We start from the raw sequence: 13,347 nt of genomic DNA on the forward strand, positions 1-13,347 counted from the left end.
GGCCTTCACCACGATGGGGGCGCCATGCGTGCGGACGTAGTCCTTGGCGGCGTCGGCGTCGGTGAAGCGCTGGTAGAAGGCGGTCGGCACACCGTACTTGGCCAGCAGGTCCTTCATGAACCCCTTGGAGCCTTCGAGCGCCGCCGCCGCCGCGCTCGGCCCGAAGGCCTTGACGCCGGCCGCCGCCAGCTTGTCGGCGAGGCCCAGGACCAGCGGCCCCTCCGGCCCGATGACCACGAAGTCGATGCCGTTGTCCTTGACCCAGGCGACGATGGCGTCCACGTCCTCCGCGCCGATCGGCACCAGCGTCGCCACGTCGGCGATGCCGGCGTTGCCCGGCGCGCAGTATAGCGCGTCGCACAGCGGCGAGGCCGAGATCGCCCAGCACAGCGCGTGTTCGCGCCCACCCGACCCGACGACCAGGACTTTCATGGCACCCCGTCCTTCCATGCTTGTTGCCGACGCGCAGCCTTGTATCATGGCGCCGCCATGACTCAAGATATTGATGCGACTCCCATCATCGCCGCCCCGCCCCGCCCGGGCTCCAACATGCCGGAGCTGTCGGTCGGCGACCTCGCGCGGGCGCTGAAGCGCACCATCGAGGACACCTACGGCTTCGTCCGGGTGCGCGGCGAGATCTCACAGCCCAAGCGCCACAGCTCCGGCCACTGCTACCTGCGCCTGAAGGACGAGACGGCGGTGCTGGAGGCGGTGTGCTGGCGCGGCACCATGTCCAAGCTGGCCATCCAGCCCGAGGAAGGGCTGGAGGTGGTCGTCACCGGCCGCATCACCACCTACCCCGGCCGCTCGCAGTACCAGCTGATCATCGAGTCGATGGAGCTGGCCGGCGAGGGTGCCCTTCTCAAGATGCTGGAGGAGCGCAAGCGGCGGCTGGCGGCCGAGGGGCTGTTCGACCAGGGACGCAAGAAGCCCCTGCCCTTCCTGCCCGACGTCATCGGCGTCGTGACCTCCCCCACCGGCGCCGTCATCCGCGACATCCTGCACCGGCTGAACGACCGCTTCCCGCGCCGCGTGCTGCTGTGGCCGGTGGCCGTGCAAGGCGACAACGCCGCAGCACAGGTGGCCGCCGCCATCGCCGGCTTCAACCGGCTGGAGCCGGGCGGGCCGGTGCCGCGCCCGGACGTGCTGATCGTCGCGCGCGGCGGCGGCTCGCTCGAAGACCTGATGGCCTTCAACGAGGAGGTGGTGGTGCGCGCGGCGGCCGCCAGCCGCATCCCGCTGATCTCCGCCGTCGGGCACGAGACCGACACGACGCTGATCGACTTCGCCTCCGACAAGCGCGCACCCACGCCGACGGCGGCGGCCGAGATGGCGGTGCCGGTGCGGGCCGAGCTGCTGTCGCAGGTGCTGGACTGTGCGCGCCGGCTGGTCGGCTGCACGCACCGCTTCGTCACCGAGCGCCGCACGCGGGTGGAGGGGCTGGCGCGCGGCCTGGGCGACCCGCGGGCGCTGCTGGAGGGGCACGCCCAGCGCCTGGACGACCGGGCCGAGCGGCTGGCGATGGCGGCCGGCGCCTTCGTCGAGCGCCGCCGGGTGCGGGTGTCTGACTTGGGCGCGAAGCTGCGCCACCCGCGCGAGAAGCTGGCCGACGCCCGCTCCCGCCTGACGCTGGAGTCTCGCGCGCTGGACGCCGCGCTGCGCCACGCGACCATGGCCGCCGGAGGGAAGTTCGAGCGGGTGGCCGGCCGCCTGTCGCTGCGCACCGCCAAGCTGAAGATCGAGGACGGCAACCGCCGCCTCGCCGACCTCACCCCGCGTGTCGAGCGCGGCTACGGCAAGGGCCTGGAAGAGCGCGCGGCGCGCGTGCAGGCGCTGGGCCAGCTGCTGGAGAGCTATTCCTACGAGGGCGTGCTGAAGCGCGGCTACGCCGTGGTGCGCGGCGCCGACGGCCGGCCGCTGACCGGCGTGGCCGGGGCGGCGCCGGGCCTGCCGGTCACCTTGCAGTTCCACGACGGCACGGCGGCGGCCACCATTGACGGAGGCGCCGGCGACGCGCCGCGCGTGGACGCGGTGCCGGTGCCGGTGCCGGAACCAGCGGTGGAGGCGAAGCCGTTGCCGAAGCCCGAGAAGGCGAAGGCCGAGCCGAAGAAGCCGGCCAAGGCGCCGGTGCAGGGGAGCCTGTTCTGATCCCTGCGTCGCAAGGGCACGACACGGGAGACAGGCATATCGGGCGGCGGCGATGCCGAACCACGGCGCGCTCGGCGTCACTCAACCTTCGGCGCATTCACCTCGCGGTTGTTGATGATCAGGGGCCGATAGACCATGTCCGCCTTGAAGTTCGGGTAATCCGCCAGGGCTGCCTGTGCAGCCTTGTCGTTGCGGACGACGCCGATCACTTTCGGATTGCAGGGCGCTTCATAAATGATGTCGCCGACGTAGACCACTTCGCCCTTCAGCGCCGCGAATTTCGGTGCCTTGCGTTCTTTGAACGGCGGCGCGGAAAAACTGATCCCGTCGTCGGTATAAATGGTTCGGCACCGGTTCCGAAGATATTTACTTTGCTCGCCGTCAAAGAAGTTCAGGACAAACTGGCTCGGCGCAACCTTGAGAACGCTGTAGCCCACATGGCCTCCCTTCTCCAGGCAACCAACGGTGTTGGCCAGAAAGAAGCTGAAATCGGGAAACGCTTCGTCGCGTATGCCAGACCATGCCGACACACCGGGAGTGCACCCACTTTTGAATGCCTGCCCAACGATCACGACAACGGCGTTTTCGTTGGGGTCATAAACGGCGTCCTTCTTCATGACGCTGATGTCGGCACAGCCGGCCTGCATCAGCGCGAAGAATGCAACGGCCACAAGGGAAGACCGGAAACTCACCACCACCTCCAGCGGGAACAGGGCGCCCAGCCATCACGCACGGCGCCGCTATCGGGCGGCATGCCAACCCTGCCGTCCGCTGTCAACGATGTGATGCAACCATCCCTCAATAAACCTCCGGCACCCAGTTCTGGCTGGACTTCTTCGGGCGCTTGTAGCCGGGGTCGGGCTGGCGGGGCGGCAGTTCCATTTCGACCGGCACCAGGTCCTTGTAGGGGATCTGCTGGAGCAGGTGGTGGATGCAGTTCAGCCGGGCCTTCTTCTTGTCGTCGGCATCCACGATGAACCACGGCGTCGTCTTGCAGTCCGTATGCTTCAGCATGACGTCCTTGGCCATGGAGTATTCGACCCAGTGCTTGCGGGATTCGAGGTCCATGGGGCTGAGCTTCCAGCGCTTGATCGGGTTGCGCATGCGCTCCTCGAAGCGCTGCTCCTGCATCTCGTCGCTGACCGAGAACCAGTACTTCAGCAGGATGATGCCGGAGCGCACCAGCATCTCCTCGAACAAGGGGCAGGAGCGCAGGAACTCGTGGTACTCCTCCTCGGTGCAGAAGCCCATGACGTGCTCGACGCCGGCCCGGTTGTACCAGGAGCGGTCGAACAGCACGATCTCGCCCTTGGCCGGCAGTTGCGCCACGTAGCGCTGGAAGTACCACTGGCCGCGCTCGCGCTCGGTCGGCGTGCCCAGCGCCACGACGCGGCAGACGCGGGGGTTCAGGCTTTCGGTGATGCGCTTGATCACGCCACCCTTGCCGGCGGCGTCGCGCCCCTCGAAGATCACGCAGACCTTCAGGCCCTGGATGCGCACCCATTCCTGGAGCTTCAGCAGCTCGAACTGCAGGCGCGCCAGCTCGTCGATGTACTTGTACTTCTTGGGCGGCTGGCCGGGGGGCGTGGCGTCGCCGACGATGTGCCAGTGCGATTCGATCCGCGCGGCCTCCTTGGCGTCCCTCAGCAGTTCGCCGCCGGGCTTGGCGGCCTTCTTCGGCTTCTTGCCCTTCTTCTTCGTGTCCGGTGCGCTGATCGCGTCCATGCTCGGCCCTTCCCTCGCGTTTCCCCGAAAGGAAAGCTAAGGGAAAGCGCAAGGAAAGCGCAACCGGCGCCCGGCCGGAGCGACAATGTTGCTCACTCGGCCTTGCTCATTCGGCCCTGATCAGGCGCCAGTCCAGCGTCTCCCCGCTCTTGAAGGGCAGGATGCCGTCGCCCTCGGCCAGCAGGACGACGTCGGCCACCTTGGAGGGCACGCGCTCCAGCACGATGCGCTCCTCGTTGAGGGGCAGGCGGTAGAAGCGCGGGCCGTTCAGGCTGGCGAAGGCCTCCAGCTTGCCCAGCGCACCGGCCTCCTCGAAGGCCTGTGCGTAGAGTTCGATGGCGCTGGGCGCGGTGAAGCAGCCGGCGCAGCCGCAGGCGGTTTCCTTGGCGGTCACCGCGTGCGGGGCGGTGTCGGTGCCCAGGAAGAACGGCCCCTCGCCGGACGTCGCGGCCTCCACCAGGGCGCGGCGGTGCACCTCGCGCTTGGCGATGGGCAGGCAGTAGAGGTGCGGGCGGATGCCGCCGGCGAAGATGTGGCTGCGGTTGATGAACAGGTGGTGCGCCGTGATGGTGGCGCCGATCCGGCCGGAGGCCGCGTGGGCGCGCACGAAGTCCACCGCCTCCTTGGTCGTCACGTGCTCCAGCACGACGCGCAAGGTCGGGTGGCGGTCCAGCAGGGGGCTGAGGACCTGGTCGAGGAAGACGGCCTCGCGGTCGAAGATGTCGACGTCCGGGTCGGTGACCTCGCCATGGATCAGCAGCGGCAGGCCGATCTCCGCCATGCGGGCCAGCACGCCGTCGATGCGGCGGATGTCGGTCACCCCAAACGCGCTGTTGGTGGTGGCGTTGGCCGGGTAGAGCTTGGCCGCCGTGAAGACGCCCGAGGCGGCGCCGCGCGCCAGATCGTCGGCGTCGGTGGCGTCGGTCAGGTAGCAGGTCATCAGCGGCGTGAAGCGGGCACCGGCCGGCAGCGCCTCCAGGATGCGGGCACGGTAGGCCTCGGCATCCGCCGCGGTGGCGACCGGCGGCTTCAGGTTCGGCATGACGATGGCGCGGGCGAACTGCTGCGCCGTGAAGGGCAGGACGGCCTTCAGCATGGCGCCGTCGCGCAGGTGGACGTGCCAGTCGTCGGGGCGGCGGAGCGTGAGGCGGGCTGCGGGCATGGTCCTGGCCGGAGGTCGGGGGGCGGATGGCGTCTTGTAGACGCTTCCGCCCGCCCGCTCAACCGGCGTGCTGGGTGTGGGGGTTACTGCTTCACCGTCCCGCCGGCCTGCGGCTTGGTGGCGTCGGCCTTCTTCGCCGCATCGGGCTTCGCGGCATCGGGCTTCGCCGGGTCGGCCTTGGCGGCGTCCGCCTTGGCGTCGGGCTTGGCGTCGGTCTTGATGGCATCGGTCTTGATGGCGCCGGCCTCGTGCTTGCCGGACTCGGCCTTCTTCGCGGCGGCCGGGGCGGCCGGATCCACCTTCTTCACCTCGGCTTTGGTTTCGGCGGCCTTGGTCTCGATGCTCTTGGTCTCGATGCTCTTGGGCGCGTCGGCCGGCTTGGCCGTCTCGCCGACCACGGCCGGGGCCGTCGGGGCGGTGGCGGAGGTGGCCATCGCGGGCGCCGCCATCAGCAGGGCGCCAACCGCAAAGGTGGAAGCAACCGTGGCGAAACGCTGCCCAAAGGAGAAACGAGTCATGAATGACCTCTCGTTGCGTGTGCGATCTCATCATCGGATCGCACTTAGATGAACGCGGGGCCGCGCGGCTTCATTCCGCGCCTGCCCAAAAAATTTTTCGCTTTCTCGACGCGCGCGGCGAAAGCCGCTAAAACGCAAGGCCTTTCCCAGCCCTTCCCGAACAGACGCGAAGCCGACGCCATGAGCCTGATCACCCCCCGCACCCCGCCCGGCGTGATGGAACTGCTGCCGCGCCAGCAGGTCGCCTTCCAGCGCATGCTGGACACGATCCGCCGCGGCTATGAGCGCTTCGGCTTCGTCCCCGTCGAGACCCCGGTGTTCGAGACGGTGGAGACGCTGCTGACCAAGTCCGGCGGCGAGACGGAGAAGCAGGTCTATTTCGTGCAGTCCACCGGCGCCATCCAGCAGGGGCACAAGCCGGAGATGGCGCTGCGCTTCGACCTGACCGTGCCGCTGGCCCGCTATGTGGCGGAGCACGAGCGCGACCTGGCCTTCCCGTTCCGCCGCTACCAGATCCAGCGCGTGTACCGGGGCGAGCGCGCGCAGCGCGGCCGGTTCCGCGAGTTCTACCAGTGCGACATCGACGTGATCGGCAAGGACAGCCTGTCGCTGCACTACGACGCGGAGATGCCGGCCGTCATCTACCACGTGTTCCGCGAGCTGGACTTCGGCGGCTTCACCATCAACGTCAACAACCGCAAGATCCTGCTGGGCCTGCTGGACGGCCTGGGCATCGCGGACGCGGAGAAGCGCGTCCTGGTCCTGCGCGAGATCGACAAGCTGGACAAGATCGGCCGCGACAAGGTGCGCGCCAGCCTGACCGGCGAGACGCTGGCCGTGCCCGGCGAGGTCGCCGACACGCTGCTGTCCCTGATGGCGGAGGAGCGCACGAACGACGGGACGCTGGCGGCCCTGCGCGCGCTTGGCATCGACAACGCCACCTTCGCCAAGGGCGTGGAGGAGCTGACCACCGTCATCGAGGGGCTGAAGGCCTTCCAGGTGCCGGACGGCTATGTCCGCATCAACCTCGCCATCGCGCGCGGCCTCGACTACTACACCGGCACCGTCTACGAGACCTTCCTGAAGGGGTACGAGCACATCGGCTCGGTCTGCTCGGGCGGGCGGTACGACAATCTGGCGAGCCACTACACCAAGTCGACGCTGCCAGGGGTGGGCATCTCCATCGGCGCCACGCGGCTGTTCTACCAGTTGCAGGAAGCCGGCCTGATCAAGGACGGCGGCGCCACGGCGGACGTGCTGGTGACGCAGATGGACCTGGCGCTGTCGGCCGACTATTTCCGCCTCGCCGCCGATCTGCGCGCGGCCGGGCTGAACACCGAGATCCAGCTGGAGGGCAGCAAGCTCGCCAAGCAGATGAAGTACGCCGACAAGGCCGGCATCCCGGTGGCCATCCTGATGGGCACCGACGAGAAGGCGCGCGGCACCGCCACCGTCAAGCACCTCGCCAAGGGCGAGCAGGTCGAGGTGCCGCTGGCCGAGCTGCCCGCCAAGGTGAAGGAACTGCTGGGCCGCTAGGCCGGATGCAACCGGATGCAACACCATGCAACGCTTTCGGCAGTGTGTTGCATTCCGGATCGGCGCACGGCGGGCCGGGGACGCCCGGCGAATGTAACGGGATGAAACCGGATGAAACGCTTTTCGGGCATGCGTTTCATGCTTCATTGGGAAGCGGCGCGCATGGAGGCCGGCGGCGGGTGCCGCAGGAGTCTTCCGGAGATGATCGCACGCGCGCCGCGCCATGACCGCCTCCTTGCGCAAGGACTTTTATCCTAGCGTCAGGGGGCGGGTTTGGCAACGGGTGCCGGCAGGGGTCAACGGATCGTTTCGATCGTCACGGCCAAACCGATCGAGGCCCACACGCGATCGGCGGTCAGCACCGGCAGCCCGAGTTCCATCCCAAGCGCAAGACAGGCGCGATCACCCAGGGACAAGCCGAACGCCCGGGTCTGCGGCACAAGGTCCGCCGCCATTTGCGCGTGCCGCTCGCCGAAGGGGATCCATCGCACGCCGTGCGCCTTGAGCGGCTCCAGAAGACCGGATGGATTCCTTCGCGAAAGAGGAAGGCCAGCAAGGCGGACGCGTCGAGGACGATCATTCGCGCTCGGCTTCCTGCCGGCGCTCCGCGATGAACTGGTCGACGACGCCGGTGGGCTTGGCGGGACCGTACAGGTCATCCACCAACGCCTGAAGGGCTGACGAGTCGGTCACCGGGCTTGTGGCCATCAGGCAGGCGGATGACAGAATGTCGCGCGCCTCGGCCTCCATGCTGCGGCCGTGCAGCGCGGCGCGCACGCGCAAGCGGGCGTGCACGTCGTCGGGCAGGTTGCGGATGCTCAGCGTCGCCATGCCTTCAGTGTGGGCGTTGCCGGTATCGTCGGCAAGGGCGGTCTACCGCCCGAACGAAGGGCTGTGCCCGCTGCGGCCCTGTTGTAATCATTGGATGATATCGGAGGAGCGTCGGCCATGCCCCGCAGCTACACCCTTGGAAAGCATTACGAAGCGTTCGTGCAGGCCCAACTGGCAAGCGGACGCTTGGACGCGGTCATCGCGCGCGGGCGCGCCGACATCGACGCGGGCCGCGTTCACGATCTGGACGAGGTGTGTGACGCGCTGGACGCGGAACTGGCCACCGCTGCAACGGACCAGCCGGAGCGCTGACATCCCCGCCCACACCCTGAATCGTCCGATAAAAGACGGCCGCTCCACGCGCAATGGAGCGGCCGGTTTTCTTTGGCGGTTCCGGCGGCGGGGCGGGATTCTTCTTGAATGCGGGGGCGGACGCCCCATGTTGTATACTTATGTTGCCTGCCGGGAGCATCGAAATTGCGCGATCGTTCGCGCCCCGCGTCCGGGATGCGGACGGCCCCAGGCACCACCAACAAGAAAGGGACGAGCCATGGCGCACGCACACTATCTCGTCGCCGAGAAGGCGACGGGTTGGTTCATCACCATGGAGGAGTCCAGCTACGGCCCGTTCCCCGGCGGCCGCAACGGCGCGCTGATCGCCGCCGTGCAGGCGGCGCAGCAGGCCGGTAAGGACGGCCACGACGCCCACGTGCGGCTGCGCGCCGCCGACGGTACCGTGAACACCGCCTGGACCTTCGGCAGCGACCCCTACCCGCCGCCCTGGGCCGAGGAAGCGCGGAACGAGGCCGCCACGCCGCGCCGCGCCTCGTCCCGCCCGGCCGTTCTCGCCGGGGTGAGCGCAGCCGCCGGGCCACCCGCGGCGGGGGGTGGGGCATGATCGATTCAGAACTGCTGGGCCGCTACCGCGCGGTCTTCGGGGACACCTTCAACGTCGCGCTGTGGGCGATGCGGCCGGGCGACGCGGTGAACGGCATGATGCGCGCTGCCCTCTCCGGCACCGCCGGGCCGCCGTCCGACGACTTGATCGCGGCGGAGCTGGCCGAACGGGTCGGCACGCCCGCCAACGACGCCTGAAACCGGAACGCCCGAACTCGGAACGCCCGAACTCGGAACGGAGGCTGTCCATGCGGATCCGGCGCATTCTCAAGGGCGACACCCGCCGCCTGTGGCGCAACCACGGCGCCCAGGCCGGCACCGTGCTGCTGGCCGCCGTCATCGTGCTGACGCTGGCCTGGGCCATGGCTGCCTGGGCCTGAGCGCCCGCCCTGCCCGGCCGCTCATCCCGCGCCTTTAATACTTGCCGGAGCCCGACTCGGCCGGCACGCCGGACGGCGTGGCCGCGACCATAGCCGTTTGCTGAGAGCGAGGGCGCTGGTTGGTCCGGTGGGCGTCCACGTCGTGTGGGCCGTTTTGGAACACGAAGCAACAAAGGACACGAAGGGGCGCCGGAGCAACGAAGACGTGCGGCCAAGCTGACGTTTCTTTGTGTTCTTGGTGACCTTTGTTGCTTCGTGTTCAACCGCAGTCCGGCAAGGCCGGGATCCTGCGGGCGGCGCTGGGGGATGTGCGGGGGTTGCTGTAGCGGGGGGGAAACCCTCACCCGCCCGCGCTGTGCGCGGGCACCCTCTCCCGGGGCGGGAGAGGGTTTTGTCGGCGCGGCGGCGTGACCTTCGGCCGTCGGCTCCGCGCCCCAGGGGGAGCGGGGATTGCCGCCCCGACAGAATCCCCCCACAACCACAACGCGTTTCCGTAGCAGCCGCGCAACAGTGGCCAACAATTCGTTGGTAGCACTTTTTTGCGGAACCTTTTTGGGCCTTTCTCAGGTCCGGGTTACACACGTTGTTAACCAGACAACGCTTACGTTTTGGCCATATCGCTCGGCAGTTTGCCGGGCATTTTAACCAATTCGCGATATGGCGGGCGTCCCATGACTCGGACCTTCTGGCGACGGATGCTTCTGGGTGTTGCCACGGTGGCGACGGTGACCGGGTTGGGCGCCGCAGCCGTTCAGGAGATTCGCACGTCACGGTTGCAGGCGCGCGTGTTGTCCTGGGTGGCCGGGGAGATGTCCTACACGCTGCGCGAAGGGCCGAACCCGCAGGCGCGCTTCCCCACCCAGGGGCCGTACGACGAGCGCATGGGCTACACCGGCCTGCCCAACTATCTGAAGGCGCTGACCGACGACATGTACGCGGTCGAGATGCAGGCGTCGCTGTCGCCGCGGCTGGAACAGTTCATGGCGATGGGCGGCTTCACCATCTACCGCGAGAAGACGCGGGCCGGGCTGACGCTGCTGGACCGCAACGGCGCCACGCTGTTCTCCGCCCGCTATCCGGAACGCGTGTTCAACCGGTTCGAGGACGTGCCGCCGCTGGTCGCCGACACGCTGCTGTTCATCGAGAACCGCGAGCTGCTGGACGACGCCGAGCCGCGCCGCAACCCGGCCGTGGAGTGGGACCGCTTCGCCGGCGCCATGCTGACGCTGCCGATGAAGTACATCCACCCCGGATCGCGCGTGGCCGGCGGGTCGACGCTGGCCACGCAGATCGAGAAGTACCGCCACTCGCCGGACGGGCAGACGGACGGGCCGGTGGAGAAGCTGCGCCAGATGATGTCGGCCAGCGTGCGCGCCTACCTGAACGGCGAGGACACGGGCGAGGCGCGGCGGCGCATCCTGGTGGACTACCTGAACTCCACGCCGCTGACGGCGCGGCCGGGCTTCGGCGAGGTCAACGGGCTGGGCGACGGGCTGTGGGCGTGGTACGGCACCGACCTGCCGCTGGCGGTGAAGGTGCTGTCCGAACCGGCGCGGGACGAGCGCACGCTGCAGCTGAAGGCGCTGGCGTACAAGCAGGTGCTGTGCCTGCTGCTGGCGCAGCGGCGGCCCAGCCATTACCTGATCGCCGACCGCGCGGCGCTGGAACGGCTGGCCGACAGCCACCTGCGCGTGCTGGCGAGCGCCGGGGTGATCGACGAACCACTGCGCGACGCGGCGCTGAACCTGAAACTGAAGTACCGCGAGGACCCGCCGCAGGCGCAGACCGCCAACTTCGTCGAGCAGAAGGCGCCGAACGCCATCCGCGCGCGCCTGCTGTCCATGCTGGGCGTGCCGAGCCTGTATCAGTTGGACCGCACCGACCTGACGGCGCAGACGACGCTGGACAACCCCACGCAGCAGCGCGTGGTGGAGGTGCTGGCCAAGCTGGGCGAGCCGGCCTTCGCGCAGGCGCAGGGGCTGATGGGCGAGCGGCTGCTGGACGCCAAGAACAACGACCTGTCGAAGATCATCTACAGCTTCACGCTGTACGAACGCGGGCACGACGCCAATTACCTGCGCATCCAGGCCGACAACCTGGACCAGCCGCTGGACATCAACGAGGGCGCCAAGCTGGACCTGGGCTCCACGGCCAAGCTGCGCACGATGGTCACCTACCTGGAGATCATCGCCGAGCTGCACACCCGCTACGCCCACCTGCCCAAGGACTTCCTGGCGGACGTGGAGGAGGAGGCGAGCGACAACCTGACGCGCTGGGCCGCCAACTGGCTGATCCAGGCCAAGGACCGGTCGCTGACCGCCATCCTGGACGCGGCCATGGAGCGCCGCTATTCGGCGAGCCCCGCGGAGGCGTTCTTCACCGGCGGCGGGCTGCACACCTTCGTGAACTTCAACAACAAGGACAACGGCTCCATCCTCACCGTGACGGAGGCGCTGCGCAGCTCCGTCAACCTGCCGTTCATCCGCATGATGCGCGACATCGTGCAGTTCTACATGGCCGAGGGCGGCGAGGATTCGGCCGACATCCTGCACAACGCCGACCACCCGGCCCGGCAGGCCTATCTGGCGCGCTTCGCCGACAAGGAAGGCAGCGAGTTCCTGAACCGCTTCTTCAACGACTACCGCAAGCACAGCCCGGACGAGATGCTGGCGCGGCTGGCCAGCCGCGCGCGGCCGGTGCCGCATCGCCTCGCCGTCATCTTCCGCACGGTGCGGCCGGAGGCCGGCATCACCGAGTTCGCCAAGTTCATGCGCGCCCGCCTGCCGGCCGCCAACCTGGACGACGGCGACATGCAGAAGCTGTATTCCAAGTACGGGCCGGACAAGTTCCCGCTGAACGACCTGGGATACCTGGCCAAGGTGCATCCGCTGGAGCTGTGGCTGGTGGCGTACCTGCAGAAGAACCCGCAGGCCAAGCGCTCGGAAGTTCTGGAGGCCAGCGCCGACGAGCGGCAGGAGAGCTACCGCTGGCTGTTCAAGAAGAGTCAGGCGGCGCAGAACACCCGAATCCGCATCGGCCTGGAGGAGGAGGCGTTCCAGCGCCTGACCGCGTCGTGGCGGCGCCTGGGCTATCCGTTCGAGACGCTGGTGCCGTCCTTCGCCACCTCCATCGGCAGCTCCGCCGACCGGCCGGCGGCGCTGGCCGAGCTGGTGGGCATCCTGGTCAACGACGGCGTGCGCATGCCGACCGTGCGCGTCAACAAGCTGCACTTCGCCGCCGGCACGCCGTACGAGGCGGTGGTGGGGCTGGGCCCGCTGGAGGGCAAGCGCGTGCTGAAGGCCGAGATCGCGCAGACCGCGCGCAAGGCGCTGATGGACGTGGCGCAGAACGGCACGGCCAAGCGCGTGTGGGGGTCGTTCAAGGACGCATCCGGGCAGATCATCCCGATCGGCGGCAAGACCGGCACGGGCGACCACCGGCTGGACCGCTACGGCCCCGGCGGGCACCTGATCGAATCCCGCGCGGTGGCGCGCACGGCGACCTTCGTCTTCTACATCGGCGATCGCTTCTTCGGCACCATGACCGCCTTCGTGCACGGGCCGGAGGCCGACGGCTACCGCTTCACCTCGGCGCTGCCGGCGCAGCTGCTGAAGAGCCTGGCCCCGGCGCTGCAGCCGCTGATCGACCCCGGCACCTCGGCCCACACCGCCGACACCGTGAAGCCGCAGACCGGGCTGTAACGGCGGGGCTGTAAGGCCGGAGCCGCAAAGACGGGGCACGCGAACCCCAGCGTTTCCGCCACGTTGCGTGGCGGAAACGCTGGGGTTCATGGTGTGCGCTGCGGCATTCGGCCACGCGCCGAACGGCATACCCCACTAGCCGAATAAATAATAAAATATCAAAACCGCCCGTCCTCAAGACTGATTTTTGAAATTTTCTTATTCTCTCCAGTCTTCCAGAAATCTCGCCAGTGCGTTAACGTGTCGTTGACTTATTCAGATAGCGGGGTATACATTTCCCCTGCGGTCGCCGTCCCATGTCTTTTTTCCGGGAACTGAGCTGTGCAGTATGAAATTAACTGCCTCGTCCAAAGTGGACAGGACGGAAGCGAAGACATAACCCTGAAGTACTTGGTCGAGGCCACCCAAGTCCTTGAGAAGTTCCTCAATTCCTGCAACATTTCTGGAAC

General features: G+C 68.1%; 15 protein-coding genes. 7 read left to right on the forward strand and 8 right to left on the reverse strand.

Going from position 1 to position 13,347, the window contains the following annotated elements:
- The coding region (locus tag VED21_RS35700) for a phosphoribosylamine--glycine ligase (RefSeq protein WP_414638389.1) at positions 1-432 on the reverse strand (432 nt) is incomplete at its 3' end.
- Positions 433-489: 57 nt separating this feature from the next.
- On the opposite strand from VED21_RS35700, the gene xseA reads away from it, so the two are divergent.
- Positions 490-2,148 (forward strand): exodeoxyribonuclease VII large subunit, encoded by a 1,659-nt coding sequence (gene xseA, locus VED21_RS35705; RefSeq protein WP_414638390.1) that lies wholly within the window; start codon positions 490-492, stop codon positions 2,146-2,148.
- A 77-nt stretch (positions 2,149-2,225) separates the two neighbouring features.
- On the opposite strand, the gene VED21_RS35710 is transcribed toward xseA, so the two are convergent.
- The 4 genes from VED21_RS35710 to VED21_RS35725 form a co-directional block, all read right to left on the reverse strand.
- The gene (locus tag VED21_RS35710; RefSeq protein ID WP_324890720.1) at positions 2,226-2,840 is read right to left on the reverse strand and encodes a hypothetical protein; all 615 of its coding nucleotides are present in this window, start codon (positions 2,838-2,840) and stop codon (positions 2,226-2,228) included.
- A 106-nt stretch (positions 2,841-2,946) separates the two neighbouring features.
- Positions 2,947-3,873, reverse strand: a complete 927-nt coding sequence (gene ppk2 / locus VED21_RS35715) for a polyphosphate kinase 2 (RefSeq protein WP_324890721.1) — start codon at positions 3,871-3,873, stop codon at positions 2,947-2,949.
- Positions 3,874-3,979: 106 nt separating this feature from the next.
- Positions 3,980-5,035, reverse strand: coding sequence for a dihydroorotase (gene pyrC / locus VED21_RS35720; RefSeq protein ID WP_324890723.1), 1,056 nt, complete (start codon positions 5,033-5,035; stop codon positions 3,980-3,982).
- An 83-nt stretch (positions 5,036-5,118) separates the two neighbouring features.
- Positions 5,119-5,484, reverse strand: a complete 366-nt coding sequence (locus VED21_RS35725; RefSeq protein ID WP_324890725.1) for a hypothetical protein — start codon at positions 5,482-5,484, stop codon at positions 5,119-5,121.
- Between the two features lie 249 nt (positions 5,485-5,733).
- Between VED21_RS35725 and hisS the strand changes: the two genes are divergently transcribed.
- A complete protein-coding gene (gene hisS, locus VED21_RS35730) occupies positions 5,734-7,089 on the forward strand; it encodes a histidine--tRNA ligase (protein ID WP_324890727.1) in 1,356 nt (451 codons plus the stop codon).
- A 296-nt stretch (positions 7,090-7,385) separates the two neighbouring features.
- Here the strand turns inward: hisS and VED21_RS35735 are convergent, their stop codons facing one another.
- Both VED21_RS35735 and VED21_RS35740 read right to left on the reverse strand, forming a co-directional pair.
- Positions 7,386-7,544 (reverse strand): hypothetical protein, encoded by a 159-nt coding sequence (locus tag VED21_RS35735; protein WP_324890729.1) that lies wholly within the window; start codon positions 7,542-7,544, stop codon positions 7,386-7,388.
- Between the two features lie 121 nt (positions 7,545-7,665).
- On the reverse strand, positions 7,666-7,920 hold the full coding sequence (locus VED21_RS35740) for a FitA-like ribbon-helix-helix domain-containing protein (RefSeq protein ID WP_324890731.1): 255 nt from the start codon (positions 7,918-7,920) through the stop codon (positions 7,666-7,668).
- A gap of 117 nt (positions 7,921-8,037) precedes the next feature.
- Here VED21_RS35740 and VED21_RS35745 point away from each other — a divergent pair, with 117 nt between their 5' ends.
- From VED21_RS35745 to VED21_RS35765, 5 genes are all read left to right on the forward strand, one after another.
- Complete coding sequence (locus VED21_RS35745; protein WP_324890733.1) at positions 8,038-8,232, forward strand: hypothetical protein; 195 nt, start codon at positions 8,038-8,040, stop codon at positions 8,230-8,232.
- Positions 8,233-8,470: 238 nt separating this feature from the next.
- Positions 8,471-8,818 (forward strand): hypothetical protein, encoded by a 348-nt coding sequence (locus VED21_RS35750; RefSeq protein ID WP_324890735.1) that lies wholly within the window; start codon positions 8,471-8,473, stop codon positions 8,816-8,818.
- A complete protein-coding gene (locus VED21_RS35755) occupies positions 8,815-9,015 on the forward strand; it encodes a hypothetical protein (RefSeq protein ID WP_324890737.1) in 201 nt (66 codons plus the stop codon). Before VED21_RS35750 ends, VED21_RS35755 begins: the two co-directional genes overlap by 4 nt.
- A gap of 50 nt (positions 9,016-9,065) precedes the next feature.
- Positions 9,066-9,197 (forward strand): hypothetical protein, encoded by a 132-nt coding sequence (locus tag VED21_RS35760; protein ID WP_324890739.1) that lies wholly within the window; start codon positions 9,066-9,068, stop codon positions 9,195-9,197.
- A gap of 671 nt (positions 9,198-9,868) precedes the next feature.
- Positions 9,869-12,898: a transglycosylase domain-containing protein gene (locus VED21_RS35765; protein WP_324890740.1), complete on the forward strand. Its 3,030-nt coding sequence runs from the start codon at positions 9,869-9,871 to the stop codon at positions 12,896-12,898.
- Between the two features lie 255 nt (positions 12,899-13,153).
- On the opposite strand, the gene VED21_RS35770 is transcribed toward VED21_RS35765, so the two are convergent.
- On the reverse strand, positions 13,154-13,347 hold a 194-nt coding region (locus VED21_RS35770), incomplete at its 5' end, for a hypothetical protein (RefSeq protein ID WP_324890742.1).

The sequence above is a fragment of the Azospirillum sp. genome, from assembly GCF_035627195.1.
Lineage (GTDB): Bacteria > Pseudomonadota > Alphaproteobacteria > Azospirillales > Azospirillaceae > Azospirillum.

Coding starts and splice junctions, on each gene's coding strand:
- VED21_RS35765 (WP_324890740.1), top strand. CDS start 9,869: ATGACTCGGACCTTCTGGCGACGGATGCTTCTGGGTGTTGCCACGGTG.
- VED21_RS35740 (WP_324890731.1), bottom strand. CDS start 7,920: ATGGCGACGCTGAGCATCCGCAACCTGCCCGACGACGTGCACGCCCGC.
- VED21_RS35725 (WP_324890725.1), bottom strand. CDS start 5,484: ATGGCGGCGCCCGCGATGGCCACCTCCGCCACCGCCCCGACGGCCCCG.
- VED21_RS35745 (WP_324890733.1), top strand. CDS start 8,038: ATGCCCCGCAGCTACACCCTTGGAAAGCATTACGAAGCGTTCGTGCAG.
- hisS (WP_324890727.1), top strand. CDS start 5,734: ATGAGCCTGATCACCCCCCGCACCCCGCCCGGCGTGATGGAACTGCTG.
- VED21_RS35755 (WP_324890737.1), top strand. CDS start 8,815: ATGATCGATTCAGAACTGCTGGGCCGCTACCGCGCGGTCTTCGGGGAC.
- pyrC (WP_324890723.1), bottom strand. CDS start 5,035: ATGCCCGCAGCCCGCCTCACGCTCCGCCGCCCCGACGACTGGCACGTC.
- ppk2 (WP_324890721.1), bottom strand. CDS start 3,873: ATGGACGCGATCAGCGCACCGGACACGAAGAAGAAGGGCAAGAAGCCG.
- xseA (WP_414638390.1), top strand. CDS start 490: ATGACTCAAGATATTGATGCGACTCCCATCATCGCCGCCCCGCCCCGC.
- VED21_RS35760 (WP_324890739.1), top strand. CDS start 9,066: ATGCGGATCCGGCGCATTCTCAAGGGCGACACCCGCCGCCTGTGGCGC.
- VED21_RS35750 (WP_324890735.1), top strand. CDS start 8,471: ATGGCGCACGCACACTATCTCGTCGCCGAGAAGGCGACGGGTTGGTTC.
- VED21_RS35735 (WP_324890729.1), bottom strand. CDS start 7,544: ATGGCGGCGGACCTTGTGCCGCAGACCCGGGCGTTCGGCTTGTCCCTG.